The 23307-nt window shown below is 54.8% G+C and carries 23 protein-coding genes; 12 read left to right on the forward strand and 11 right to left on the reverse strand.

The genetic code is table 11. The features are described from left to right. Positions 1-219: 219 nt before the first annotated feature. Positions 220-1497: a serine--tRNA ligase gene (gene serS, locus HZU72_RS17345; RefSeq protein WP_180094348.1), complete on the forward strand. Its 1278-nt coding sequence runs from the start codon at positions 220-222 to the stop codon at positions 1495-1497. Here serS and HZU72_RS17350 read toward each other — a convergent pair. Then, a complete protein-coding gene (locus HZU72_RS17350) occupies positions 1442-2299 on the reverse strand; it encodes an SIMPL domain-containing protein (protein ID WP_180094351.1) in 858 nt (285 codons plus the stop codon). The two genes, serS and HZU72_RS17350, sit on opposite strands and share 56 nt — an antisense overlap. Before the next feature lie 204 nt (positions 2300-2503). Here HZU72_RS17350 and HZU72_RS17355 point away from each other — a divergent pair, with 204 nt between their 5' ends. Further along, positions 2504-3607 carry an AI-2E family transporter gene (locus HZU72_RS17355; protein ID WP_180094353.1) on the forward strand — a complete coding sequence of 368 codons (1104 nt, stop codon included), beginning with the start codon at positions 2504-2506 and terminating at the stop codon, positions 3605-3607. A 68-nt stretch (positions 3608-3675) separates the two neighbouring features. Here the strand turns inward: HZU72_RS17355 and trxA are convergent, their stop codons facing one another. Continuing rightward, positions 3676-3999, reverse strand: coding sequence for a thioredoxin (gene trxA, locus HZU72_RS17360; RefSeq protein WP_007113240.1), 324 nt, complete (start codon positions 3997-3999; stop codon positions 3676-3678). Positions 4000-4390: 391 nt separating this feature from the next. On the opposite strand from trxA, the gene cysB reads away from it, so the two are divergent. Next, the gene (gene cysB / locus HZU72_RS17365) at positions 4391-5365 is read left to right on the forward strand and encodes an HTH-type transcriptional regulator CysB (RefSeq protein ID WP_180094362.1); all 975 of its coding nucleotides are present in this window, start codon (positions 4391-4393) and stop codon (positions 5363-5365) included. A gap of 34 nt (positions 5366-5399) precedes the next feature. On the opposite strand, the gene HZU72_RS17370 is transcribed toward cysB, so the two are convergent. Both HZU72_RS17370 and pabB read right to left on the reverse strand, forming a co-directional pair. After that, complete coding sequence (locus HZU72_RS17370; RefSeq protein WP_180094364.1) at positions 5400-6020, reverse strand: phosphoadenosine phosphosulfate reductase domain-containing protein; 621 nt, start codon at positions 6018-6020, stop codon at positions 5400-5402. Between the two features lie 117 nt (positions 6021-6137). After that, a complete protein-coding gene (gene pabB / locus HZU72_RS17375) occupies positions 6138-7490 on the reverse strand; it encodes an aminodeoxychorismate synthase component I (RefSeq protein ID WP_180094366.1) in 1353 nt (450 codons plus the stop codon). 233 nt (positions 7491-7723) lie between these two features. On the opposite strand from pabB, the gene HZU72_RS17380 reads away from it, so the two are divergent. The 6 genes from HZU72_RS17380 (at position 7724) to prpD (ending at position 16264) form a co-directional block, all read left to right on the forward strand. Continuing rightward, the gene (locus tag HZU72_RS17380; protein WP_180094368.1) at positions 7724-8467 is read left to right on the forward strand and encodes a GntR family transcriptional regulator; all 744 of its coding nucleotides are present in this window, start codon (positions 7724-7726) and stop codon (positions 8465-8467) included. A gap of 48 nt (positions 8468-8515) precedes the next feature. Continuing rightward, positions 8516-9406 carry a methylisocitrate lyase gene (prpB, locus tag HZU72_RS17385; RefSeq protein ID WP_180094370.1) on the forward strand — a complete coding sequence of 297 codons (891 nt, stop codon included), beginning with the start codon at positions 8516-8518 and terminating at the stop codon, positions 9404-9406. A 231-nt stretch (positions 9407-9637) separates the two neighbouring features. Beyond that, the gene (gene prpC / locus HZU72_RS17390) at positions 9638-10765 is read left to right on the forward strand and encodes a bifunctional 2-methylcitrate synthase/citrate synthase (protein ID WP_022522897.1); all 1128 of its coding nucleotides are present in this window, start codon (positions 9638-9640) and stop codon (positions 10763-10765) included. Between the two features lie 67 nt (positions 10766-10832). Continuing rightward, positions 10833-13442, forward strand: a complete 2610-nt coding sequence (acnD, locus tag HZU72_RS17395) for a Fe/S-dependent 2-methylisocitrate dehydratase AcnD (RefSeq protein WP_180094372.1) — start codon at positions 10833-10835, stop codon at positions 13440-13442. A gap of 83 nt (positions 13443-13525) precedes the next feature. After that, entirely contained in the window at positions 13526-14722 is a 1197-nt protein-coding gene (gene prpF / locus HZU72_RS17400) for a 2-methylaconitate cis-trans isomerase PrpF (protein WP_180094374.1), read from the forward strand. A gap of 57 nt (positions 14723-14779) precedes the next feature. Beyond that, positions 14780-16264 carry a 2-methylcitrate dehydratase gene (gene prpD / locus HZU72_RS17405; protein WP_180094376.1) on the forward strand — a complete coding sequence of 495 codons (1485 nt, stop codon included), beginning with the start codon at positions 14780-14782 and terminating at the stop codon, positions 16262-16264. 78 nt (positions 16265-16342) lie between these two features. On the opposite strand, the gene HZU72_RS17410 is transcribed toward prpD, so the two are convergent. After that, positions 16343-16624, reverse strand: a complete 282-nt coding sequence (locus HZU72_RS17410) for a ComEA family DNA-binding protein (protein ID WP_180094378.1) — start codon at positions 16622-16624, stop codon at positions 16343-16345. A gap of 270 nt (positions 16625-16894) precedes the next feature. On the opposite strand from HZU72_RS17410, the gene pyrF reads away from it, so the two are divergent. Further along, positions 16895-17596, forward strand: coding sequence for an orotidine-5'-phosphate decarboxylase (gene pyrF, locus HZU72_RS17415; protein ID WP_180094380.1), 702 nt, complete (start codon positions 16895-16897; stop codon positions 17594-17596). A 30-nt stretch (positions 17597-17626) separates the two neighbouring features. Here the strand turns inward: pyrF and lapB are convergent, their stop codons facing one another. The 3 genes from lapB to HZU72_RS17430 form a co-directional block, all read right to left on the reverse strand. Further along, positions 17627-18832 carry a lipopolysaccharide assembly protein LapB gene (gene lapB, locus HZU72_RS17420; RefSeq protein ID WP_180094382.1) on the reverse strand — a complete coding sequence of 402 codons (1206 nt, stop codon included), beginning with the start codon at positions 18830-18832 and terminating at the stop codon, positions 17627-17629. Beyond that, positions 18833-19138 carry a LapA family protein gene (locus tag HZU72_RS17425; protein ID WP_180094384.1) on the reverse strand — a complete coding sequence of 102 codons (306 nt, stop codon included), beginning with the start codon at positions 19136-19138 and terminating at the stop codon, positions 18833-18835. It lies immediately after the preceding gene. An 89-nt stretch (positions 19139-19227) separates the two neighbouring features. Then, positions 19228-19524 carry an integration host factor subunit beta gene (locus HZU72_RS17430; protein WP_008959540.1) on the reverse strand — a complete coding sequence of 99 codons (297 nt, stop codon included), beginning with the start codon at positions 19522-19524 and terminating at the stop codon, positions 19228-19230. A 206-nt stretch (positions 19525-19730) separates the two neighbouring features. On the opposite strand from HZU72_RS17430, the gene HZU72_RS17435 reads away from it, so the two are divergent. Beyond that, complete coding sequence (locus tag HZU72_RS17435; RefSeq protein ID WP_180094386.1) at positions 19731-20024, forward strand: FAD assembly factor SdhE; 294 nt, start codon at positions 19731-19733, stop codon at positions 20022-20024. Next, on the forward strand, positions 19984-20412 hold the full coding sequence (locus HZU72_RS23885; RefSeq protein ID WP_235976162.1) for a hypothetical protein: 429 nt from the start codon (positions 19984-19986) through the stop codon (positions 20410-20412). The genes HZU72_RS17435 and HZU72_RS23885 overlap by 41 nt, the downstream gene beginning before the upstream one ends. Here the strand turns inward: HZU72_RS23885 and nadB are convergent. The 3 genes from nadB to HZU72_RS17455 all read right to left on the reverse strand — a co-directional run bounded on the left by nadB (position 20409) and on the right by HZU72_RS17455 (position 23255). Further along, the gene (gene nadB / locus HZU72_RS17445; RefSeq protein WP_180094388.1) at positions 20409-22016 is read right to left on the reverse strand and encodes an L-aspartate oxidase; all 1608 of its coding nucleotides are present in this window, start codon (positions 22014-22016) and stop codon (positions 20409-20411) included. The genes HZU72_RS23885 and nadB overlap by 4 nt on opposite strands. Before the next feature lie 367 nt (positions 22017-22383). Beyond that, entirely contained in the window at positions 22384-22638 is a 255-nt protein-coding gene (locus HZU72_RS17450; protein WP_180094390.1) for a hypothetical protein, read from the reverse strand. A gap of 59 nt (positions 22639-22697) precedes the next feature. Next, positions 22698-23255 (reverse strand): hypothetical protein, encoded by a 558-nt coding sequence (locus HZU72_RS17455; protein ID WP_180094391.1) that lies wholly within the window; start codon positions 23253-23255, stop codon positions 22698-22700. Between the last annotated feature and the right edge of the window lie 52 nt (positions 23256-23307).

Consider the following 23307-nt stretch of genomic DNA (forward strand, 5'->3'; position numbering starts at 1 on the left):
CAAGCGAGGAGGAGTCCATATACGCGCTACTGGAGTGTGGCGTTATAAAGAGCAGTGCTAGTGCTGACTTCTCTGGTGCTGGAGCCTTTTAGCGTAGCTAAACGTGCGTCTGTCGATACCGCCCATAGCTCCCCGCTGCGCTTTTGCCTACAATAGGCCCCTTTATGCACGCGCGCAGGCGCGTTGCTTTTATTGTTTTCAGGCCAAGGGACAGGATTCATGCTCGATCCGAAACTGCTGCGCGGTGATCTTGACACGGTTGCTCAACAACTGGCCCGCCGGGGCTTTGTGCTTGATAAAGCGGGGCTGCAGGCGCTGGAGTCGCGTCGCCGCGAGCTGCAAACGCAAACCGAGCAGCTGCAAAATGAGCGCAATATGCGCTCCAAAGCGATTGGTAAAGCCAAGGCCAATGGTGAAGATATTCAGCCGCTGCTGGATGAAGTCAGCGATTTAGGCGATCGCCTGGATAAAGCCAAGCGCGAGCTAGCTGAGGTGCAGGAAGAGTGGGATGACGCCATTAGCGGTATTCCCAATCTGCCCCATGAAAGCGTGCCGGAAGGCAAAAGCGAAGACGAGAATGTCGAGCTGTACCGCTGGGGCACACCGCGGGAGTTTGATTTCGAGGTGCTCGATCACGTTGATCTAGGTAAGCAGTCGGGTTATCTCGATTTTGAGCTGGCGGCTAAAATCACTGGCGCTCGCTTTGCGGTAATGCGCGGGCCGATAGCGCGCCTGCACCGGGCGTTGGCGCAGTTTATGCTGGATACCCAAACCGAACAGCACGGTTACGAAGAGTGCTACGTGCCGTATATGGTTAACCGCGATTCGCTGATGGGCACCGGCCAGCTGCCGAAGTTTGGCGAAGATTTGTTCAAGTTGGACGATGAGCGCGAGTACCACCTGATTCCCACTTCAGAAGTACCGCTGACCAACTTTGTGCGCGATGAAATTGTTGAGCAGGCGGCATTGCCGATGAAGCTTACTGCTCATACGCCCTGTTTCCGCTCCGAGGCGGGCTCACACGGGCGCGATACCCGCGGAATGATCCGCCAGCATCAGTTCGATAAAGTCGAAATGGTGCAGATTGTGGAACCGGAGAAGAGCTACGAAGCGCTGGAAGAGATGCGTGGTCATGCAGAGGCGATCCTGCAGGCACTGGCGTTGCCGTATCGCGTAGTGACGCTGTGCAGCGGGGATATGGGCTTTGGGGCCACGAAGACCTACGACTTGGAAGTGTGGCTGCCCAGCCAGGAAACTTACCGAGAGATCTCGTCAGTCTCTAACTGCGAGGATTTCCAGGCCCGGCGTATGCAAGCGCGGTATCGCCATCCGGATTCCAAAAAGCCACAGTTGCTACATACGCTGAACGGTTCAGGGCTGGCGGTTGGTCGTTGCCTGCTGGCGGTGCTTGAAAACCACCAGCAGGCGGATGGCTCGGTAACTATTCCTGAGCCGCTACGTCGCTATCTGGGCGGCGTGGAGCATCTGGCCCTTTAAGCGCCCACTCAACACTAACCCCGGCATCAATACGAATGGTGCCGGGGCTGTAATCACTGGCGACACCGGATTGACTGGCGCCAGCGGCATCGCTTTCTGCCCGCATTGCCATCATGCGCGGCTGGAAGATAGGCGATTGCGTCTCTTCAATGCGCTGCACATGGCCGAGCTCGGCATCTAAGCTGTCGGCCATCAGGTTTGCTTTGTGTTGCGCTTTTTCTAGCGCTTTAACCAGCGCTTCGTCAGTGGCGGCGTCGCGGTCTTGTAGATCAAACTGCACGCCATCCAATGAGTTAACACCAGCGGCTATTAGCGCGTCTAACACCTCGCTTAATTGATCAAGGTCGGTGAGTTCGACGGTGATCGGGCGCTCAAGACGTGTGCGCTGCAAGGTCTCATGCTCGCCATCTTCATTGCGTGGCCCTTGAACATGCTCAGGATAAACATTTAACGAGCCTGCATTGATAGCATTGCGTTCAAGGCCGGTGGCTTCCATTTGTTCGATTAATTCGCTGGCGCGGGCCTCTAATCGCTCGCGGGCATCGCTAAGTGCGCTACTATCGCTCTCTTCCAAGGTGGAAAGGGCGGGCGTGTTTTCCCATAACCGTGCATTCAGGGTGGCCTTGTCGGGTTCTACCTCAACCCAAGACTGCGCTTGAACATACAGGCTTGGCTGGGGCGGTTGTGACGGTGCAGCGTGTGCAAAAGGAACGCTAAGGAGTGCCAATAGAGCGCCGCCTAATAGGCCATTGCGTATACGTTTAGAGCCTGGTTTGTGAAGGTTAGCTGGCATGACTTGCATAAATGTTTTCCTTAGTGAGCGGGCAGTGGCGCCGCCAAGTTAAAACCGGGTATAAATCATTCAAGTAGACGCAGCTTTGAAGCGAAGTAGAAAAGAAAGTTCAGCACGAAAGAGTAGACACAAAACAGTTGCTTATTATTTGCACGGTTTGTGCAATATGGTGAATGCAGCCATTATATATGGACAACAAGCTAGGGATGGAACATGTCGAAATTGTCGGACGAGGATTACCGTAGTATTCCACTCAATGCCACCTTGGCGCTCGCTGCGTTGGTAGTGATCATCGCTGGAATGAAAGCAGGTGCTGATTTGTTAGTGCCGTTGCTGCTCGCGATATTTATCGCAGTAGTGTGTACTTCACCGGTGCAGTGGCTGCATCGCTGTGGTTTAAGCATGCGAATGTCGGCATTTCTAACATTGATGGTATTGTTGGCGTTTATATCGCTGATTGGCCTGCTGGTGGTCAATAGCTTTAGTACCTTCGTGACGGCGTTGCCGGAAATTGAGTCGCGGCTTTATGAACAGTATTGGAACTTGCTCAATGCACTCTCCTCTCGGGGGTTAGCGATTAATCCCGACCAGATCAACTCGCTCTTTGAGGGGGAAGATGAAGGCTCCTGGATGCCGGCGCTATTGAGTCAGCTTGGCAATCTCTTCATGCAAGGCATCATTGTTGGACTGCTGGTCATCTTCATGCTGTTCGAGACGTTGAACGTGCGCGATAAAATTTCCCGCGCACTGGAAAATCCGGCACCTAGCTTGAAGCGTTTTAGTGAGTTCAGCTTAACGCTGAAGCGCTATCTAGCCGTAAAAACCATGATTAGCCTGGCCACCGGGGCGCTGGTATGGCTCTCTTGCATGATTGTAGGCGTGGATTTTCCTCTGTTGTGGGGCGTGTTGGCCTTTGCACTCAACTTTATTCCCAATATTGGCTCCGCGCTGGCGGCGATACCCCCCGTGTTGTTGCTGCTGGTCGCCCAAGACGGCGGCGCTTTTCAGGCGTTGCTGCTAGCCTCTGCTTATTTGGTCATCAACTTTGTGCTCGGCAACCTGATTGAACCGCGGGTAATGGGGCAAGCGTTGGGGCTTTCGACATTTGTGGCGTTTTTATCGCTGGTGGTATGGGGGTGGATCTTTGGTGCGGCGGGGATGCTGCTTTCAGTGGTACTAACGATGACGTTGAAGATCGCACTTGATAGTCACCCACAAACACGTTGGATCGCTAGGCTGTTAGGGCCTGGAAAGCGCCGTGTAAAAGATCTTCGGGTAAGCGATGCGAGTCTACCGCCGTGGAAACGCAAAAATTAGGAAGGAAATTTAGCGAAGGCGTGTTACCGCCGACAGAGTCGGCGGCTATTACAAGTGCTACACATTCATCAGGCGTTTTGTTCGATGAACTGCGTCAGTTGTGACTTAGATTGCGCGCCAACCAGTGAAGCGACTTTGGTGCCGGATTTAAACAGCATGACGGTAGGTACACCGCGTACACCTTGCTCGGCAGCAATTTCTGGTGCGTCGTCTACATTGACGCTAACAACTTTCAGGCTTTCCTGACGTTCTGCAGCCACTTCATCAACGACCGGGGCCATGACCTTGCATGGGCCACACCAGGGCGCCCAGAACTTCATTAGCACAGGCTGTTCAGCGTTGAGGACTTCTTGCTCAAAATTGGCGTTGGTGACATCAACATTATTAGCCATTTGCTTCTCCCGTTTGCGTTGCTCTTACTGTTTCGTTGCCTCAAATGGAGCAACGGTCATTATGCGATCCATTGGTGCTCTTTCAGCGCGCCTCGTGTCTATCGCGATAAGTGTGGGCAGATGTTAGCGGGCGCGAAGGTTGCTGGCAAATTTCCTGCACGGTGAGTTAACTAAATAGCAGAAATTAAAGGGTGCTGGTAGGGCGTTTTTTTTATAATATAAAAGTATTATTTTGGTGTTTTTTATTCTATATGGTGCTGTAGAGTGCCGAGTGTGACGACTCAACCCGTCAGACGTGATGTGGCACCAGCGCCTGTGTGTGCTTAAAGATTCAGCCTACATCAAGATACGGTCTACGCAGATCTGTAGAGAGAATAAATAAGGTGAGGATATGAAGCTACAACAGCTCCGCTATATCTGGGAAGTCAATCGACATAACCTGAACGTCTCGGCCACGGCGCAAAGTCTATTTACCTCACAGCCGGGGATCTCTAAACAGATACGTTTGTTAGAAGATGAGCTTGGCGTCGAGATTTTTGCGCGCAGTGGCAAGCATTTGACACGTGTGACACCTGCCGGGCAGTCGATTATTGACCTGGCCGGGCAGGTACTGCGTCTCACCGAAAACATCAAGCAGGTGGCTCAAGAGCATAGCGATGAGCGCCGTGGTAGCCTGGCCATTGCTACGACCCATACCCAGGCCCGTTACGCACTACCGCCCATTATCAGCGAATTCACCCTTAAATACCCTGATGTGGCGCTGCATATGCAGCAGGGTACGCCCAAGCAAATCGCACAGATGGTCAGTGAAGGCCAGGCCGATTTCGCCATCGCGACCGAGTCGCTAGAGCTATTTACCGATTTAGTACTACTGCCCTGCTATCGTTGGAACCGCTGCGTACTGGTGCCTAAAGGGCACCCGCTAGCCACTCATCAGGGCCCGTTGACCCTGGAGGCGCTCGGTGAACATCCATTGGTTACCTACGTGTTTGGGTTTACCGGCCGCTCGCAGTTAGATGATGCCTTCAAAGCGAAAGGGTTAACGCCCAATGTGGTGCTAACCGCCGCCGATGCCGACGTGATCAAGACCTACGTGCGGCTGGGCATGGGGGTTGGCATTGTGGCGCATATGGCCGTGGACGAGGCGCTTGATGATGACTTGGTGGCACTGGATGCAAGCCACCTGTTTGCCAGCTCCACGACAAAAATTGGTATCCGTCGTGGCACCTTTATGCGCGGGTACATGTATGATTTTTTGGAGCGCTTTGCGCCTCATTTAACCCGCGACCGGGTTGATGAAGCATTAACGGCAGGCCCGCGCCATGATCAGTTGTTATTTGACGACCTGGACCTGCCGGAGTATTAGGCTCTTTTAAACAAAGCCTAAGCGCCAGTGAGCATTAGTGCTGCAAATGCAGCCCGCATTCGCGCTTCTCTTCCACCTTGGTAGGGTCGAAGTAATCGAAGTTATTGGGCAGATTATGTGCCTGTAGATACTGGTACATATCTTTGGCGCTCCACTGCAGCAACGGGGCAACTTTCAATAGGCCATCGCTGTTGCGGCTAACCGGCTGCATTTTTGCGCGCTCGGGGGTGTCCTCAGCGCGCAGTGCGGTGAACCATACGTCGGGCTGCATTTCACGCAGCGCACGCTCGAAGGGCTCGATTTTAACTTCCTGAGTAAAGGCTGCGTGGCGCGGGTCATCGATACCCGGCATGGGGCCTTCCAGCGCCTCGCGGTGGGCGCGAGTGCGCCGGGGTACAAAGCTCACGATGTTCAGGTTGAGTTGTTGAATCACTTCTTCAGCGAATTGATAGGTCGCTTCGGTGTTGTAGCCGCTGTCCATCCACACAATGGGAATATCCGGGCGCACCTGGGTCACCATATGAAGAATCACCGCCTCAAAAGGGCGAAAGTTGGTGGTGCAAATAGGTCGTGCACCCTGGGCCAGCGCCCACTCAACTAACCCTTGAGGATTATTTGCGAAATCTCTGTTAATCGCTTCAAGCTCTGAGGACATACTGCCTCCTAATCGGAAATTAAATAATACTGCCTAGGCTACCAAACAGGAGGCAGCGAACCCCAATACCGTTTAGTTTGGCTTTTATATTCCTTTTTGATATAGAGCTCGCGCTGCTTATTCCAAAGCGCCAATAAGGTGACGAATTTTATCCAGTGTCTCGGTGTACTCTTCGTCCGCTTGAGAGTCTGCTACTAAGCCCCCGCCGCCCCATACATGCAGTCTTCCCGCCTCGGCAACCATAGTGCGGATAGCGATGGAGGTATCCATGCTGCCACGTACATCGACATAGCCAAGGCTGCCGCAATAAACACTGCGTTGGCAGGGTTCTAGTTCATCGATGATCTGCATCGCGCGAATTTTAGGTGCGCCGGTAATGGAGCCGCCAGGAAAGGCTGCCTTAAGCAGTGCCAGCGGGGTGTAGTTGCCGGCCAGCGTTCCCTGCACCACGCTAACTAGGTGGTGCACATTAGGGTAGCTCTCTAAGCGACATAGCTGCGGAACGCGAATGGAGCCTGGCTGGCAGACACGACCCAGGTCATTGCGCAGCAGGTCAACGATCATCACATTTTCAGCGCGATCTTTAGTGCTGCTCAATAGCTGTGCCGCCAGCGCCTGATCCTCTTCAAGCGTGGCCCCTCGCGGGCGCGTACCTTTAATCGGCCGTGTTTCGACCTCGCCGTTGCTGCACTGAATAAACCGCTCGGGTGAAAGTGACAGTACGGCCTTATCGCCCCAGGCCATAAAACCTGAATAGGGTGTGGGGGTCGCTTTACGTAACTGCAGGTACGCCTGCCACTCATCCCCTTGGTAGTCGGCATAAAAGCGTTGAGCCAGGTTGATCTGATAGCAGTCACCTGCTCGAATATAGCGCTGCACGGCGTTAAAGCGTGCGACGTATTGGGTGTGGCTAAGTTCTGCTTTAAAGGTATTCGTTAATGTAAACGCGCTCGTTGGCTCTGGGGTCTTGGTAAGCCAGCTTTTCACCTGTTCACGACGCTGCGGGGTAGCGATTAACCACGCCTGCTGGGCCATGTGATCCAGGGTGATACACCAGTCGTAAAGCCCCAGGCGGGATTGCGGTAACGTTACTGGGCATGCCTGGGAGCTCTGAATCGATAAGGTTCGCCCTAAATCGTAGCCCCAGTAACCTATTAGCCCGCCTAAAAAAGGGAGTTCACTGGTTTTATTAGGGATATTCAGTTGATCCAGTAGCCACTGCTGAAGGGCAAACGCATCGTTAGCCAAGTGCGCCGGGGGGTTAAGCTGATCTGACGCAATACTCGCTACGCCATGGTGGGCAACTTCCAGCGTAGCAAGCGGGTCGCTGCTGATAATATCAAAGCGACCGGTGGCGATAGGGCGGCCACTATCGAGCAGCACCGCGCCGGGCCTGGCACGTAGGCCGGCGAATATTCCCAATGGGTCGGGTGAATAGGGCAGGGCAGTTATCGTCAACGCCTGGTTCATTAAGCAAACGCCTGGCCGGTAAAAGGGCTGCATATGTTAGAGGTCGTTGAAGATCGGCACCAGTCGCACGATTGACGCATTTCTCACGCTCGGAAGAGGATTGTTGACACTGATTTCGCAGATAGACTTTTTGCCTACTACGAAAGATGTATAAAGTCGCTTTATAAGCAGGTTGACGGCGGTGGTTCGCGGGGCTAAAGTTTCGCTATGTTTCTAATTGTCGACAATTTGCCATGAGCTTACCCGTTTCTTCTTCTTATTCCGATACCTCGCCGCATGAAATGCCAACCCCTGAAGTACGCACGCTCGCCGAGCGGGTATTTCATCAGTTGCAGGATGCCATCGTACGCGGCGAGCTTGCTCCCGGCAGTAAGATCACCGAGCCGGGGTTGTCTAAAACCTACGGTATTTCACGTGGGCCGCTGCGCGAGGCGATGCGCCGCCTGGAAGCACACCGCCTCATCGAGCGCGTTCCCCATGTGGGTGCCCGGGTGGTTAAGCTCTCGATGAAGGAGCTTTTAGAGCTGTTTGACCTGCGTGAAGCCCTGGAAAGTATGGCGGCGCGCTTGGCGGCGGAGCATATGTCGCCGGCAGAGGTGCAAGGCTTGCGTGATGTGCTGGCGCTGCACGAAAGCCAAGCCGATCTAAAGCGTGGCGAAGCTTACTACCAGCGCGAAGGCGATCTCGATTTTCACTACTGCATCGTTCAGGGCAGCCACAACAAAATGCTAATGAACCTGCTCTGTGATGACCTTTACTACCTTGTGCGCCTTTATCGCACTCAGTTCAGTGCCAGCGGCACGCGACCGCAGCGCGCCTTTGTCGAGCACCATCGCATTGTTGATGCCATTGAAGCTGGCGATGCGGAGCTGGCCGAGCTGCTCATGCGCCGCCATGTCAGCGCCTCCCGCGCCAATGTGGCGGATCGCTATGCAGCGACCCTAGAAGAGTCAGCATCTAAATCGCAAAGCTCTTAATCACGCAGCTAAAACATAACTAGAAATTAGCAATAGGAGAAACGCCCCATGTCCCAGATGACTCCCGGCGCCCGGTTTCGAGCCGCGCTTGAGGCTAACCGTCCGCTGCCGATCTTAGGCACCATTAATGCTTATACAGCGTTGATGGCCGACAAAGTAGGCCATCAAGCCATTTACCTCTCTGGTGGCGGCGTAGCTAACGCCTCGTTCGGCTTGCCGGATCTGGGCATGACGACCATGAATGATGTGGTGGAAGATGCCCGCCGTATCTGCGGCGCTACCGAGCTGCCGCTGTTGGTGGATATCGATACCGGCTGGGGCGGTGCCTTCAATATCGCCCGCACCATGAAAGAGATGCAGCGCGCTGGCGTGGCCGCGGTACATATGGAAGATCAGGTCGCGCAAAAGCGCTGTGGACACCGCCCCAATAAGGCGATTGTCTCCCAGCAGGAGATGGTCGACCGCATTAAAGCGGCAGCGGATGCCAAGATCGATCCCGACTTCTATTTGATTGCCCGCACCGATGCGTTTCAAAAAGAGGGGCTTGATGCGGCCATTGAGCGTGCCAACGCCTGCGTTGAAGCTGGTGCAGATGCCATCTTCGCTGAAGCGGTTCATACCCTGGATGATTACAAAGCCTTCTGTGAACGGGTCAACGCGCCCATTTTGGCTAACATCACCGAGTTTGGCGCTACCCCGCTGTTTACCCAATCCGAGTTGGGCGAGGTTGGCTGTCGCATGGTGCTTTACCCGCTCTCGGCCTTCCGCGCCATGAACGCCGCGGCACTGCAGGTCTATCAAAGCATCCTCGACAACGGCCACCAAAAAGACGTGGTGCCGCTGATGCAAACCCGCGACGAACTCTACGATTTTCTCAATTACCACGACTTTGAGCAGAAGCTGGACGCGCTGTTTGCCGAGAAAGGCGATGACCAATAAACCGCCAGTTAAGATGAAACGCAGTTGGAAATGATTTCTTCTGCAAACTGGTGAGAGGGCAGGTTTCCGCGAGGGCGCTGTGCCCCCTCCCTGGGCGCTACTTTTGTTATCCATGACAAAAGACCCTCGCTTCAACCTGCCCTCTCACCAAGATAGCTTTGCCGAAAGTTTAATGAACGACCTTATTCATAAATCGATAGTAAAAATAAAAGCAGTAATAGGAGACACACCATGGCTGATAAACCCGCAACAGGAGCAGGACTGCGTGGCCAGAGCGCTGGTTCCACCGCGCTGTGTACGGTAGGTAAAACAGGTTCAGGCCTGACCTACCGTGGATTCGATATCAAAGAGCTCGCTGAAAAAGCCAAATTTGAAGAGGTCGCTTACCTGCTGTTAAAAGGCAAGCTGCCCAACCAGGGCGAATTAGATCACTACATCAGCAAGCTCAAAAGCCTGCGCGGCTTGCCCGATGCGCTGAAAACGGTGCTTGAGCAGATTCCCAAAGACGCCCACCCGATGGACGTAATGCGCACCGGCACCTCAATGCTGGGCAATCTGGAAACCGAGGAAAATTTTGATCAGCAACAAGATGTTGCGGATCGGCTGCTGGCTGTGCTGCCCTCGATTATTTGCTACTGGTACCGCTTCTCCCACGATGGCGTGCGCATCGATACCGAAACGGATGATGACTCGGTAGGCGGTCACTTTTTGAATATGTTGCGCGGCGAGCCCGCTTCTGAACTGCATGCGCGGGTCATGAACGTATCGCTGATTCTTTACGCCGAGCATGAATTCAATGCCTCTACCTTTACTGCAAGGGTATGCGCCTCGACGCTTTCCGATATGCACTCCTGCGTGACTGGTGCGATTGGGTCGCTGCGCGGCCCACTGCATGGTGGCGCCAACGAAGCGGCCATGGCGATGATCGAGGATTGGCAGTCGCCGGAAGAAGCAGAAAGCAAGATCATGGGCATGCTGGAGCGTAAGGATAAGATTATGGGTTTTGGGCATGCGATTTATCGTGAGTCCGACCCGCGCAACGCGATTATCAAGCACTGGTCCAAGAAGCTCTCTGACGATGTGGGCGATAAGGTGCTTTACCCGGTTTCTGAACGGGTCGAAGAGGTCATGTGGCGTGAGAAGAAACTATTCTGTAACGCAGACTTCTTCCACGCCAGCGCTTATCACTTTATGGATATACCCACCAAGCTGTTTACGCCGATTTTTGTCTGCTCGCGGCTGACCGGCTGGGCGGCGCATGTATTTGAGCAGCGCGCCAATAACCGCATTATTCGCCCTAGCGCCGATTACACTGGCCCTGAGAAGAGCGAATGGGTGCCGATAGAAGCGCGAGACTGAACCGCTTGCTGCCCGGTGACTTGGACACCGGGCTTTTTTCAGCCCCCTTCTTGTGAGTCTGTCTGCTATGAATACCCAATACCGTAAACCCCTGCCTGGCACAGAGCTTGAGTTTTTTGATGCTCGCGAGGCGGTGGAAGATATCCAGCCCGGTGCCTATGCACAGCTGCCCTATACCTCTCGTGTGCTGGCCGAGCAGTTGGTGCGCCGCTGCGATCCTGAATTGCTCACCGATGCGCTTAAACAGCTGATTGAGCGCAAGAGTGACCTGGATTTTCCCTGGTACCCCGCGCGTGTCGTCTGCCACGATATCCTAGGCCAGACTGCGCTGGTCGATTTGGCCGGGCTGCGTGACGCCATCGCCGAGAAGGGCGGCGACCCCGCTAAGGTCAACCCCGTGGTGCCCACCCAACTGATTGTCGATCACTCACTGGCGGTGGAGCACGCAGGGTCGGAAGAGGGCGCCTTCGAGAAAAACCGCGCCATTGAAGATCGCCGTAACGATGACCGCTTCCACTTTATCAACTGGACCAAAACGGCCTTTGAGAACGTCGATGTAATTCCCCCCGGCAACGGCATTATGCACCAGATCAATCTGGAAAAGATGTCACCGGTGGTGCAGAACCGCGATGGCATTGCCTATCCGGATACCTGTGTGGGTACCGATAGCCATACGCCCATGGTCGATGCCCTGGGTGTTATCTCCGTAGGTGTGGGTGGCCTGGAGGCCGAAAGCGTCATGCTAGGCCGTGCCTCCATGATGCGCCTGCCGGATATCGTCGGCGTGGAGCTGACCGGCAAGCTGCAGCCAGGAATTACTGGCACCGATATGGTGCTGGCGATTACCGAGTTTCTGCGTAAAGAGCGGGTAGTGGGCGCTTACCTGGAGTTTTACGGCGAAGGCGCCGACGCGCTGACGGTAGGTGATCGCGCCACTATCTCCAATATGACCCCCGAATACGGCGCGACCGCGGCGATGTTCTACATTGATGGTCAGACTATCGATTACCTGAAAATTACCGGCCGGGAAGATGAGCAGGTGGCGCTGGTCGAAACCTACGCCAAGCACACCGGCCTTTGGGCGGATAGCTTGACCGAGGTTAAGTATGAGCGGGTATTGACCTTTAACCTCTCGTCGGTAACCCGCACCCTGGCGGGGCCCTCCAATCCCCATGCCCATTTGCCTACTTCAGAGCTTGCCCAGCGTGGTATTGCTGTTGGGCTTGAGGCGGCTCAGGCGGAAGAGAGAGCGGGCAAAATGCCCGATGGCGCGGTGATCATCGCTGCCATTACCAGCTGCACCAATACCTCTAACCCACGCAATATGGTTGCTGCCGGGCTCATCGCCCGTAACGCCAACCGGCTGGGTTTGCTGCGCAAGCCATGGGTGAAGTCGTCGCTGGCGCCGGGCTCGAAAACCGTCAAGATGTACCTGGAAGAAGCTGGGTTGATGAGCGAGCTGGAAAACCTCGGCTTCGGAGTGGTGGCCTACGCCTGCACCACCTGTAACGGTATGTCCGGGGCGCTGGATCCAAAAATCCAGCAGGAGATTATCGAGCGTGATCTCTATGCGACCGCCGTGCTTTCCGGCAACCGTAACTTCGATGGCCGTATCCACCCCCATGCTCAACAGGCGTTTTTGGCGTCACCGCCCCTGGTGGTCGCCTATGCCATTGCGGGTACGATTCGCTTTGATATCGAGAAAGACGCATTAGGTGTGGATCGGGCGGGGAACCCCGTCACTTTGAAAGATATCTGGCCCGCGGATGAAGAGATCGATGCGATTGTTAAATCATCGGTGAAGCCGGAGCAGTTCCGCCAGACCTATATTCCAATGTTCGATCTGGACAAGAGTGCCCGCGCCCAGGTCAGCCCGCTATATGACTGGCGACCCCAGAGCACCTATATTCGTCGCCCACCCTACTGGGAGGGCAATATGGCTAAAGTGCGTACTCTGAAAGGCATGCGGCCGCTGGCGATACTGCCGGACAATATCACCACCGATCACCTCTCGCCCTCCAACGCGATTCAGTTGAACAGCGCGGCAGGGGAGTATTTGGCCAAAATGGGCCTGCCGGAGGAGGACTTCAACTCCTACGCCACTCACCGTGGTGACCACCTCACCGCTCAGAGAGCGACCTTCGCCAACCCCAAGCTGTTTAACGAGATGGTGCGCGGTGCTGGCGGCAAGGTAAAGCAGGGGTCGCTAGCGCGGGTAGAGCCCGAAGGCCAAGTCACCCGCATGTGGGAAGCGATTGAAACCTACATGGCCCGTAAGCAGCCGCTGATCATTATTGCCGGGGCGGATTATGGCCAGGGCTCCTCACGGGACTGGGCGGCCAAAGGCGTGGCGCTGGCGGGGGTGGAGGCAATCGCCGCAGAAGGCTTTGAGCGTATTCACCGCACTAACCTGATCGGGATGGGGGTGATGCCGCTGGAGTTTGAGCCGGGCACTACGCGCATGACACTCGGTCTTGATGGCACTGAAACCTTCGATGTCGAAGGCGCCGTTTCGCCAGGGGCAATGCTCACGCTGGTAATCCATCGCCAAAGTGGAGACAGCGAGCGCGTCGCGATGAAGTGCCGTTTGGATACCGCCGAGGAGGTGTCAATTTACACCGCTGGAGGCGTACTGCAGCGCTTCGCCCAGGATTTCCTCGAATCGTCGGCAGCTTAAACCGTATCTGACCAAGAGAACCCGGTGTCTTTAGCTTTTCGGACAAAGCTTAGAGCACCGGGTTATTTTTAGGAGTGGTAATAATGAGCGAGTCAGTTCAAAACAAACATGTGCCGCAAATAAAGATCCCGGCCACCTATATGCGCGGCGGCACCAGTAAGGGCGTATTTTTTAAGCTCAACGATCTACCCGAAGCAGCCCAGCAACCGGGCGTAGCGCGGGATCAGTTACTACTGCGCGTCATCGGCAGCCCCGACCCCTACGAAAAGCAGATTGATGGTATGGGGGGCGCCACTTCAAGTACCAGCAAGACGGTGATTCTGTCTGAAAGTGAATCGGCAGAACACGATGTGGATTACCTGTTCGGTCAGGTCTCCATCGACAAGCCCTATGTGGATTGGAGCGGTAATTGCGGCAACCTCTCCGCGGCGGTCGGCCCCTTTGCGATTAGCAATGGTCTGGTTGACCCTGCACGTATTCCTGAAAACGGGGTGGCCGAGGTACGCATTTGGCAGGTGAATATCCAGAAAACCATCGTGTCACGGGTGCCTATCGTCAATGGCGAAGTTCAGGAGACTGGCGATTTTGAGCTGGATGGCGTGACCTTTCCCGCCGCCGAGATTCCAGTGGCCTTTATGGATCCGGCCGATGGCGAGGGGGACATTTTTCCCACCGGTAACTTGATTGACCAGTTGGACGTTCCAGGCGTGGGGATATTGAAGGCGACCCTGATTAATGCCGGTATTCCCACCGTGTTTATTAACGCCGCCGACATTGGCTATACCGGCGCCGAGCTGCAGGATGCCATCAATGGTGACAGTCGGGCGCTTGAGATGTTTGAAACCATTCGTGCCCATGGTGCTGTGCGCATGGGGCTAATCAGTGATGTGAAGGAAGCTGGCAACCGACAGCATACGCCCAAAGTAGCTTTCGTAGCGCCGCCGGCGGGTTACGTATCATCGAGCGGTAAAAACGTACTGGCGGCGGATATCGACCTGCTGGTGCGAGCGCTCTCCATGGGCAAGCTGCATCACGCCATGATGGGCACCGCCGCCGTTGCCATTGCTGCGGCGGCGGCTATTGAAGGCACCTTGGTAAATCTAGCGGCGGGTGGCGGTAAGCGAAACGAAGTCACCTTTGGCCATCCTTCCGGCAGCTTGCGGGTTGGCGCTGAAGCAAGCTTAGTCGAAGGACGGTGGCATATCGAGCAGGCGGTGATGAGCCGTAGTGCCCGGGTATTAATGGAAGGCATGGTGAGAATTCCTGAGGACAGCTTTTAGGGTGCGTTCCTTGAGCCATACTGAGTAGTAGATGATTCAACAGTAGGAGATAGAGCCATGTCTGCCACATCCGAAGCCAATGAGCGGCCCGATTACGATCCCGAGCTTCAGGCTATTGCCGACTACGTACTCAATTATCAGGTGGTGTCCGATGAGGCATTGGAAACCGCCCGCTACTGCTTAATGGATACGCTTGGCTGCGGGCTGTTGGCGCTGCGCTTTCCAGAGTGCACAAAGCACTTAGGCCCGATAGTGGAGGGCACGGTAGTACCGTTTGGATCGCGGGTACCGGGCACCTCGCTTCGCCTTGACCCGGTTAAGGCGGCGTGGGATATAGGCTGTACCATCCGCTGGTTGGATTATAACGACACCTGGCTTGCCGCCGAGTGGGGTCATCCCTCCGATAATCTTGGCGCAATACTCGCCGTTACTGACCACCTTTCACAGCAGCGGGTTGCACAAGGCGACGCTTCGCTTTCGATGCGCGATGTGCTCAACGCCATGATCATGGCCCATGAGATTCAGGGCGTGCTGGCGCTGGAGAATAGCTTCAATCGCGTTGGCCTCGATCACGTGGTGCTGGTTAAAGTCGCCTCTACGGCGGTGACCGCCAAGCTGTTGGGCGCCAATCGTGAACAGTTGCTCTCGGCGCTTTCACACGCCTGGGTGGATGGTCAGAGCCTGCGCACCTATCGTCATGCGCCCAACGCAGGTTCACGTAAAAGCTGGGCCGCAGGGGACGCCACCTCACGAGGCGTGCGCTTAGCGGATATCGCCCTGCGCGGTGAAATGGGTATTCCCAGCGCGCTCTCGGCGCCCCAATGGGGCTTCTATGATGTGCTGTTCAGTCATGCCAACAAAGATTTGAGCCTCAAGCCGGAAGCTGACCGCCGCCTACGCTTTCAGCGGGAGTTTGGCAGCTACGTGATGGAGAACATTCTGTTTAAGATCTCCTTCCCCGCTGAGTTTCACGCTCAAACCGCCTGTGAAGCCGCCGTGACGCTCCATCCGCAGGTGAAAGACCGCTTGGCCGATATCGATAAAATCGTGCTCACCACCCACGATTCGGCTATTCGGATTATTTCCAAAACCGGCGCACTCGCCAATCCGGCCGATCGCGACCACTGCCTGCAATACATGACAGCGGTGCCGCTTATCTTTGGTGCGCTTACCGCCGAGCACTATGAAGACAGCTTTCATGCAGCTCATCCGCTAATAGATGAGCTGCGTAACAAAATGGTGGTAGAAGAAAACGCCGAGTATTCGGCGGATTACCATGACCCTGAGAAGCGCTCTATCGCCAATGCGGTGCAGGTGTTTTTCAGTGATGGGAGTGCGACTGATAAAATCGTAGTGGAGTACCCGGTAGGCCATCGACGTCGTCGGGAAGAGGGGATGCCGCTGTTGGTTGAAAAGTTTGAGCGCAGTCTGGCAACTCGCTTTCCGACAAGTCGTTGCCAAAAAATTGCCGAGCTGTGCAGCCATCAAACGACGCTTGAAGCGATGCCAGTACACAAATTTATGGATATGTGGATGATTTAACGTGCGCTATTCACAGTGCTCGGTGCTTATACACACCGGGCACTGTGGGGGTAACGAGCGACATGTTCTCCAATGAGGCTAATCAAATGTCACTTGATCGCGCATGCGGTCAACGGTGGCAGGCCCAATGCCGCTGACGCGCTCAAGGTCTGCAGCGCTTTCAAAGGCGCCGTTGATTTCGCGCTCTTCAATGATCGCGTCGGCTCGGCTGGGGCCGATCCCTGGTAGTTCGGCCATCAGTTCAGCGTCGGCAGTATTGACGTTAATTGGGGCTACCTCTTGTGCCAGCACGCCACTGGAAAGCCCTAAGCTAATGCTGAACAGTAGCGCGGCCAACATTCCTTTAAGTGTCATTTTCATATGCATGATCCTTTTAATAGCGTTGGTTTTCTGTGTTTACACATGCGACGTCGTGTAGAGGTTTCTACCTGTGCCCGCGTTATCGGTGGGCAAGATAAACGGCGCTGCACTTGTTAACTTAGCTTTATTTAAAGCGGGATTATGTCAGCGATATATGACAGCAGTTGTAAGATTTTAGCTATGAATGTATGGCAAATGGCTTACACGATGAGGGCGCGAGGAGTAGGGAGAGGCTGATATAATGGTCAAAAACGTACTTGGAGTAACGTTGTGGCCACCGATTCCCCGATTATTATTGCCCTTGATTACCCGTCGCTAGACGCCGCGCTGTGCATGGCTGATCAGTTGGATCCCACCCGATGCCGTGTGAAAGTAGGTAAAGAACTGTTCACCCGTAGCGGCCCGGCAGTGCTTGAGGCGCTGCATGGGCGCGGATTTGAGGTGTTTCTGGATCTTAAATTCCACGATATTCCCAATACCGTTGCCAGCGCTGTGCAGGCGGCGGCTGAGCAGGGCGTGTGGATGGTCAACGTTCATGCCAGCGGCGGGCGTCGGATGATGGAGACAGCCATGCAACGCCTGGATCAGAACGCCTTAACGACCCATCTAATCGCCGTTACCGTATTGACCAGTATGCAGACCGATGATTTGGCAGAGCTGGGGATCAAAACGCCACTGGCAGAACACGTGGAGCACTTAGCGCTCCTGGCCAAGCAGAGTGGTTTGCAAGGGGTGGTCTGCTCGGCCCAGGAGTCTGCGCGGATCAAAACGCTATGCGGTGAGTCGTTCTTGAAAGTGACCCCTGGTATTAGGCCAAGTTTTGCAGTCGCTAATGACCAACAGCGGACGATGGGCCCCAATGAGGCTATGGCAGCGGGAAGCAGCCACCTGGTCATTGGTCGCCCCGTTACTCAGGCTGACGACCCCATGGTAGCGCTTGAGGCGATTGAGGTGGAGCTAGAGGGGCACTAAATATTTCTGCATACCTTAGCTTTGTGAGCACTATTCGCCCTCCACGCCAATGATCGGCTTAATCGTGCCCCAGAAGCGACAACTGGGGCATTGCCACTGTAACGCGTCGCTGGCAAAGCCGCAGCGCTGGCAGCGATGGCGCGTTCGGTTAAGCAGCAGCGCCTCGGTATGATGTTTTAGCAGCAGCAGGCGCGTATCGGGGGAGGGTTTTCCGCTAAGCCGCTGGCTTTCGATATACAGGTCGATCAAATAATCCAGCCCGCCCAAGCTTGGTATTGCACGCAATCGCTCACCAATCAACTCAATCGCTTTGTCGACGCCGTCACGATGATGGACGAGCTGACCTAGGGCAATAATGGTACTGGTATAAGGCGCTTGCTCAAGTAGGCGATAGAGGTGCGCCTCGTAACCGGTGTCATCATTATTGCGCATATAGGCGTGCTTAAGGGCAGGTAGCATGGTGGGGATATGCGCTATCTCCTGGCCGGGGATGTTGTCTAATCGCTCAATAGCGCGGGCATAGTGCCCGTTGTCCACCTCTAATTCGGCCAGCATCAGGGTGGCGCGAACGCATTTCTCATCCAGCTGCAGGGCTTTTTTGAGATGCTTTTTCGCCAGAGGTCGACTGGCTTCACTAATTTCTTCCAGTGCCAGCTCGCATAGCCAGTGCGCCGCAGGGCGGCGCATCTTAGGATACTGTTTAAGCAGCGGCTGAATAACGTCAAGGGCTTGCTGCCACGCTTTTTCACGCTCTAATAAGTCGACGAGCAGCTGTTTGGCAGCATAGCGGTGATCATCATCACCGCTATGCTCCAGCAGGGTATTGAGTAGCCGCTGGGCGCGGTCATGAACACCAAGCGCCATAAAATCCCGAGCAAGTTCCAGCTGGATCTGTTCGTTGGTGTGCTGCGAAAGGGCGGGGCGAGCCAATAGGTTTTGGTGAATACTAACGGCTTTGTCGGCCTCGCCGCGGGCGCGAAACAGCTTGCCGAGGGCGATATGGGTGTGAACCGTGTCACTGTTGACCGCTAGCACGTTGATAAAAGTATTGATCGCTTCGTCGGGCTGCTCATTAAGCAGGTAATTCAGCCCGACGAAGTAGTCCCGGGAGAGGCCTTGAGACGAGGCCGCAGGCGGATGTGTGCGATGTCGGCGGCGTAAGGCTTGGCGATAACCTAACCCGTAACCAATGGCAATGGCGACCAACAGTACGCTTAGCAGCGCGACATCCAGCATTTATGCCAGTTCCTTAAACTCCTGAGTGCGTAGGCTATCGAGCTCTTTACGCTGCTGCTTATTCTGGCGCTGGCTGCGGGCCAGGGTGGCTTTTAACCGCACGTAGACACCTAGCATGGCGAGCATGCCGAGTATGACGCCAAACACCAGGGTCGCGAGTAGCCAAACCGAGAGTGATACCGCTGGCAGCTCCAGCCAGATAAGGTTTAAGGCAATGGTTTGCTGATTATTAACGGCAAACAGAATGCCTACCAGCACTACTATCAGCAAAATAGCGGCTAAAATCAGCCCTTTGATCCAACGCATGTGAGTTTCCTAGTCTGTGACGTTCACGGTAGCGCTATTGTGTACGACTCAAGCGGCGACGTCATCCCACAGAAATTAATAGTCGCGTTTTAGTAGCCTAGTGCTCGACTCGCGTCTACCTGCTCGCGTAGCTCCTTGCCAGGCTTGAAGTGCGGCACATACTTGCCTTCCAGATCAACTGCATCGCCTGTTTTTGGATTGCGTCCTACTCGGGGCTCCCGGTAGTGCAGTGAAAAACTGCCGAAACCACGGATTTCAACGCGACCACCGCTAGCTAGAGAATCCGTCATATCGTCCAGGATAATACGCACCGCCGTTTCAACATCTTTGGCGGATAACTCCGGCTGACGCATCGCAATTTGTTCGATTAATTCAGATTTAGTCATCGGTTGGCTCCCTGCAAACATTGAAGGCCGTGACGTGCTCTCGACCTCGCTAACATCAAATTCAGCATACTGCGCAATTCAGTATAAAACAATTCAGATAAAACAAGGTTCTACACTCTTTAACAGCATAGGCGATGGAGGGCGCTGGCGCGACCCCACAGCTTAGGTATACTGGCCTTTCATTTATATATTTGGAGCGGCTGACGTTGAACGACGATAATTCCCCAGCAGCCATTTTGCGCAAACGGCTTTACTGGCACTCCCGGCGCGGTATGTGGGAGCTTGACCTGCTGCTTATTCCATTTCTTGAACAGCGTTTTGACCATCTTGGCGAAGCGGATCAACTGGCCTACCAGAAGCTCATTGAAGGCGAGGATCAGGATCTTTTTGTCTGGCTGATGCACCGAGAGTGGCCCGAGGAGCCTAGCCAGCGGCGTATCGTGCAAATGATTGTTGAACATGCTGAAACCACCGATAATTCTGCCTATCGTACCCTCTAAGTTGTGGCTGCTAGCTCAGTGCGGTTTGTTGATTGGAATAGTGGCATTAAGCTATTGGGTCGGGGGTAAGTTAGCAGCAGTGGCGATGCTTGTGCTGGGCGGCGGCCTTGGGTGGCGCGGCTATCTTCGTCAACCCAAGGGCATGCTCTCGCTGACGCCGACGGTGCCACAAGTTCAAGGCCGTTGGCTGCGCGAGCCGCAGCCTGAAAAGGCTGCTCTCACGCGAAATGAGGCTCTGGGCGATACGGATCGAGTACGCTGTGACTATCTAGGGCCCTGGTTAATAGGGCTTTATGTGGGTAAGCAGCGGGTTTGGCTCTGGCCTGATAGCGCGCCTCAACAAAGCTTGCGTGAGGCGCGCAAGCTCTTTCATCGTCCGGGCCGCTAGCGGTTTGTTGCTAACGCGTCTGTTAAGTCTTTCATCGCAAGCGAAGAAGCAACGGCTTCAGGCTGCCGGCTAGGCCAGTCGGTGGAGTAATGCAGTCCGCGTGACTCATGGCGATGCTGAGCGGCGAGAACAGTCAATATTGCTAACTGTAGCGTCTGGTGCAAGCGTTTGCCTTCCGGAGCTGTTAGGGCCCCCTGAATCTCTTCCACGCTGTTTAGCAGTGACTTCAAGTGCGCCAGGGCAGTACTTAGTCCGGTGGCGCTGCGCACAATGGAGACATGCTGGCTCATGGTGGTGCGCATTTGTTGGCGTATACCCCTGAGCACTGCCTTGGGTAAGACAGCCGCCGCAGCCTGCACCGGGGGCTGAAATTCGCTACCGCTAGTCGTTTGGCCCTGCTGTGCCACGTCGGCTAACAGCGCCTGTGCACAGCTACGGGCAAATACCAAACACTCTAACAGCGAGTTGCTGGCCATACGGTTGGCACCATGCAGCCCCGTGCAGGCGGTTTCACCGATGGCATAGAGGTTGGCAACGTTCGTGGCGCCGTGCAAGTTGGTGGCGACACCGCCGCAGCTATAATGGGCGGCAGGCACCACGGGGATAGCCTGCTGGGTGATATCAATTCCCCGGCAGGCACAGTGCGCCAAAATAGTGGGGAAGTGGTGGCGAATTGACTTTCCACCTAAATGGCGAATATCCAACCACACGTGACCCAGAGAGTTGCGCTGTATTTCGGCATCAATGGCGCGGGCGACGACATCCCTCGGGGCTAGCTCCGCGCGCTTATCCAGCGCCAGCATAAAACGCTCTCCCGCCTCATTGAGCAAATGCCCGCCTTCACCACGAACCGCCTCACTTATCAAAAACGCCGGGCCTTCGGGATCGAACAGGCAGGTTGGGTGAAACTGTTGAAACTCTAGATTCATTAACCGAGCACCCAGCTCTGCAGCCATCATCATGCCTTCGCCGCTACTAGGGGCGGGCGTAGTGGTGTGGCGGTAAAGGCCGCTTGCGCCGCCGGTTGCCAATACGGTATGGCGCGCAGTGAGCGAGTGCCACTGTTGGTTGGTATCGCTGCCATAGGCGCCGCGGCAGGCACCTTGGGGGTCTTGTAGCAGGCCAACCACCGTTAGATCGTTGCGCTGGGTGATGTTGGGGTGCTGCGCTACTTTGTCTACGAGAGTATCTACCACAGCGCGGCCGGTGGCATCATCCGCGTGGATAATCCGGCGTGCGTTGTGGCCGCCTTCTCGGGTTAGATGATATGGGTAGCGTGCGGCAGGATCGTGCTCGGGTGTAAAGGGAACACCCTTATCAATCAGCCACTGAATAGCAGCGGGCCCATGGGTAACGGTAAAGCGGACGGCCTCGATATCGCATAGCCCATCGCCAGCCACCAAGGTGTCATTGATATGCGCGTCAAGGTCGTCATCCGGCGAAAGCACGGCGGCAATACCGCCTTGAGCCCAGCGACTGGCGCCTTGATCATCTTGTGCAGGGCGAACCAGCGTCACGGACCTGTGATCAGCCACTTCCAAGGCAAGGGTGAGTCCAGCGACGCCGCCGCCAATGATAAGTACATCGGATATTGGCGTGCTCATGGTGCCCGCTCCCCCTTGATGCTGACCGAAATATTGCAAACCCTAAACGTTACTAGCTTCGTCGAGCGCGAAAAATTAGAAGGCAGGCATCATAGCGCGGCGATTAGCGTTTAGCGATGCTTCGGCTTAAGAAATGAGTGATATTCGGGGAGACAATTGCGTAATGTTCGAGTACGCGAATAGACGCGGTAAAAGGCCGCGTAAAGAAAACCGATACAGAAAATAAATGACTGAAGAAGAAAAACTGGAGGGGAAGTAAAACAATAGAAGTGGTGCCCGGAGCCAGCACCTAACTTATCAAGCGAAACAATGCGTTAAGTTATGAAACTGGCTCTAGGATACAAGGCAGGATACAAGCCGCAGCTTGTTAGGCATTTCCGTTCGAGTACCGCGTCATCAATTTAGCGCTGTAATCGTAAATATCGGACAGCCGAAATAGTACGCTGCACGAGCGGTCGGTTCCAGTTTTAAAACCCTGCGGGCATTCGGGGTCTGCTTTGCGCATACGGTCGAACTCGGTAGGGCTGCGTCCTAATATCCGGGCAGCCTCTTTTCTGGGTATCTGAATAAAGCGAGGATCAACCCAGCTTTCGGGGGTACGGCTTTTTTCTGCTGCTTGCATAATAACCTCCAGACAAAACAAAGCCGCCTTTTGGGCGGCCTACAAAGCGGTGGAAAAAATTAACATGCTGGCTCTGGAGCACTCTTAGGTGAATGCAGCTCGTCATATTGCTTCATCATCCACCAGTGCTTATCTCCAGTTTTAGGGTCATAAACAATGGTGTCTTCATTCTCGTTAAAATCAGTCCAAACGTCACCGCAAACACTGGTCTGACACCAGCCGATAGCGACGACCTCCTTGCCTTCTTCGGATTCCATCACACTTCGTAGCGCCTGGGCTTGCTCGCCAAGTGAGCTATCTGGGTGAGCCTGGGCATATTCTTCAAATGCCTTGGCTGCTCGCTCCCACTGGTCTGCCTCCAGTAACACATTGTCCATGGTACTGAGCATTACAATGGCGTCGTGCTCAGTCATTTCACCAGGGTGACGGCTATCGAAGTTCCAGACTTCACTCATCTTCTCTTCATCGCCGTCCATAATCCCCATTGGGAATCGTTCCATCTTGCAATAGCGCTTAGCGACGTCTTGCCAGACGTACATCGCTCCGCGCCATGCGTTTTTAAACTCTTCCTTTGCGTAGTCGTCATCCTTCAAAAAAAACATTTCTGTGTAGCTCATAAATACTCCAGGCAATAAAAAACCGCCTATTGTTGGCGGTAGTCTTTGAATA

Origin of the sequence: Vreelandella sedimenti, from assembly GCF_013416325.1 — a bacterium.
GTDB lineage: Bacteria > Pseudomonadota > Gammaproteobacteria > Pseudomonadales > Halomonadaceae > Vreelandella > Vreelandella sedimenti.

Excerpts from the sequence above, each read along its gene's own strand:
- cysB (WP_180094362.1), top strand. The coding sequence starts at position 4,391 with ATGAAGCTACAACAGCTCCGCTATATCTGGGAAGTCAATCGACATAAC.
- lapB (WP_180094382.1), bottom strand. The coding sequence starts at position 18,832 with ATGCTGGATGTCGCGCTGCTAAGCGTACTGTTGGTCGCCATTGCCATT.
- HZU72_RS17370 (WP_180094364.1), bottom strand. The coding sequence starts at position 6,020 with ATGTCCTCAGAGCTTGAAGCGATTAACAGAGATTTCGCAAATAATCCT.
- pabB (WP_180094366.1), bottom strand. The coding sequence starts at position 7,490 with ATGAACCAGGCGTTGACGATAACTGCCCTGCCCTATTCACCCGACCCA.
- HZU72_RS17455 (WP_180094391.1), bottom strand. The coding sequence starts at position 23,255 with ATGAGCTACACAGAAATGTTTTTTTTGAAGGATGACGACTACGCAAAG.
- HZU72_RS17425 (WP_180094384.1), bottom strand. The coding sequence starts at position 19,138 with ATGCGTTGGATCAAAGGGCTGATTTTAGCCGCTATTTTGCTGATAGTA.
- prpC (WP_022522897.1), top strand. The coding sequence starts at position 9,638 with ATGGCTGATAAACCCGCAACAGGAGCAGGACTGCGTGGCCAGAGCGCT.
- HZU72_RS17430 (WP_008959540.1), bottom strand. The coding sequence starts at position 19,524 with ATGACTAAATCTGAATTAATCGAACAAATTGCGATGCGTCAGCCGGAG.
- HZU72_RS17450 (WP_180094390.1), bottom strand. The coding sequence starts at position 22,638 with ATGCAAGCAGCAGAAAAAAGCCGTACCCCCGAAAGCTGGGTTGATCCT.
- prpD (WP_180094376.1), top strand. The coding sequence starts at position 14,780 with ATGTCTGCCACATCCGAAGCCAATGAGCGGCCCGATTACGATCCCGAG.
- HZU72_RS17355 (WP_180094353.1), top strand. The coding sequence starts at position 2,504 with ATGTCGAAATTGTCGGACGAGGATTACCGTAGTATTCCACTCAATGCC.
- HZU72_RS23885 (WP_235976162.1), top strand. The coding sequence starts at position 19,984 with ATGCTGAAACCACCGATAATTCTGCCTATCGTACCCTCTAAGTTGTGG.
- trxA (WP_007113240.1), bottom strand. The coding sequence starts at position 3,999 with ATGGCTAATAATGTTGATGTCACCAACGCCAATTTTGAGCAAGAAGTC.
- serS (WP_180094348.1), top strand. The coding sequence starts at position 220 with ATGCTCGATCCGAAACTGCTGCGCGGTGATCTTGACACGGTTGCTCAA.
- prpB (WP_180094370.1), top strand. The coding sequence starts at position 8,516 with ATGTCCCAGATGACTCCCGGCGCCCGGTTTCGAGCCGCGCTTGAGGCT.
- nadB (WP_180094388.1), bottom strand. The coding sequence starts at position 22,016 with ATGAGCACGCCAATATCCGATGTACTTATCATTGGCGGCGGCGTCGCT.
- acnD (WP_180094372.1), top strand. The coding sequence starts at position 10,833 with ATGAATACCCAATACCGTAAACCCCTGCCTGGCACAGAGCTTGAGTTT.
- HZU72_RS17350 (WP_180094351.1), bottom strand. The coding sequence starts at position 2,299 with ATGCAAGTCATGCCAGCTAACCTTCACAAACCAGGCTCTAAACGTATA.
- HZU72_RS17380 (WP_180094368.1), top strand. The coding sequence starts at position 7,724 with ATGAGCTTACCCGTTTCTTCTTCTTATTCCGATACCTCGCCGCATGAA.
- HZU72_RS17410 (WP_180094378.1), bottom strand. The coding sequence starts at position 16,624 with ATGAAAATGACACTTAAAGGAATGTTGGCCGCGCTACTGTTCAGCATT.
- prpF (WP_180094374.1), top strand. The coding sequence starts at position 13,526 with ATGAGCGAGTCAGTTCAAAACAAACATGTGCCGCAAATAAAGATCCCG.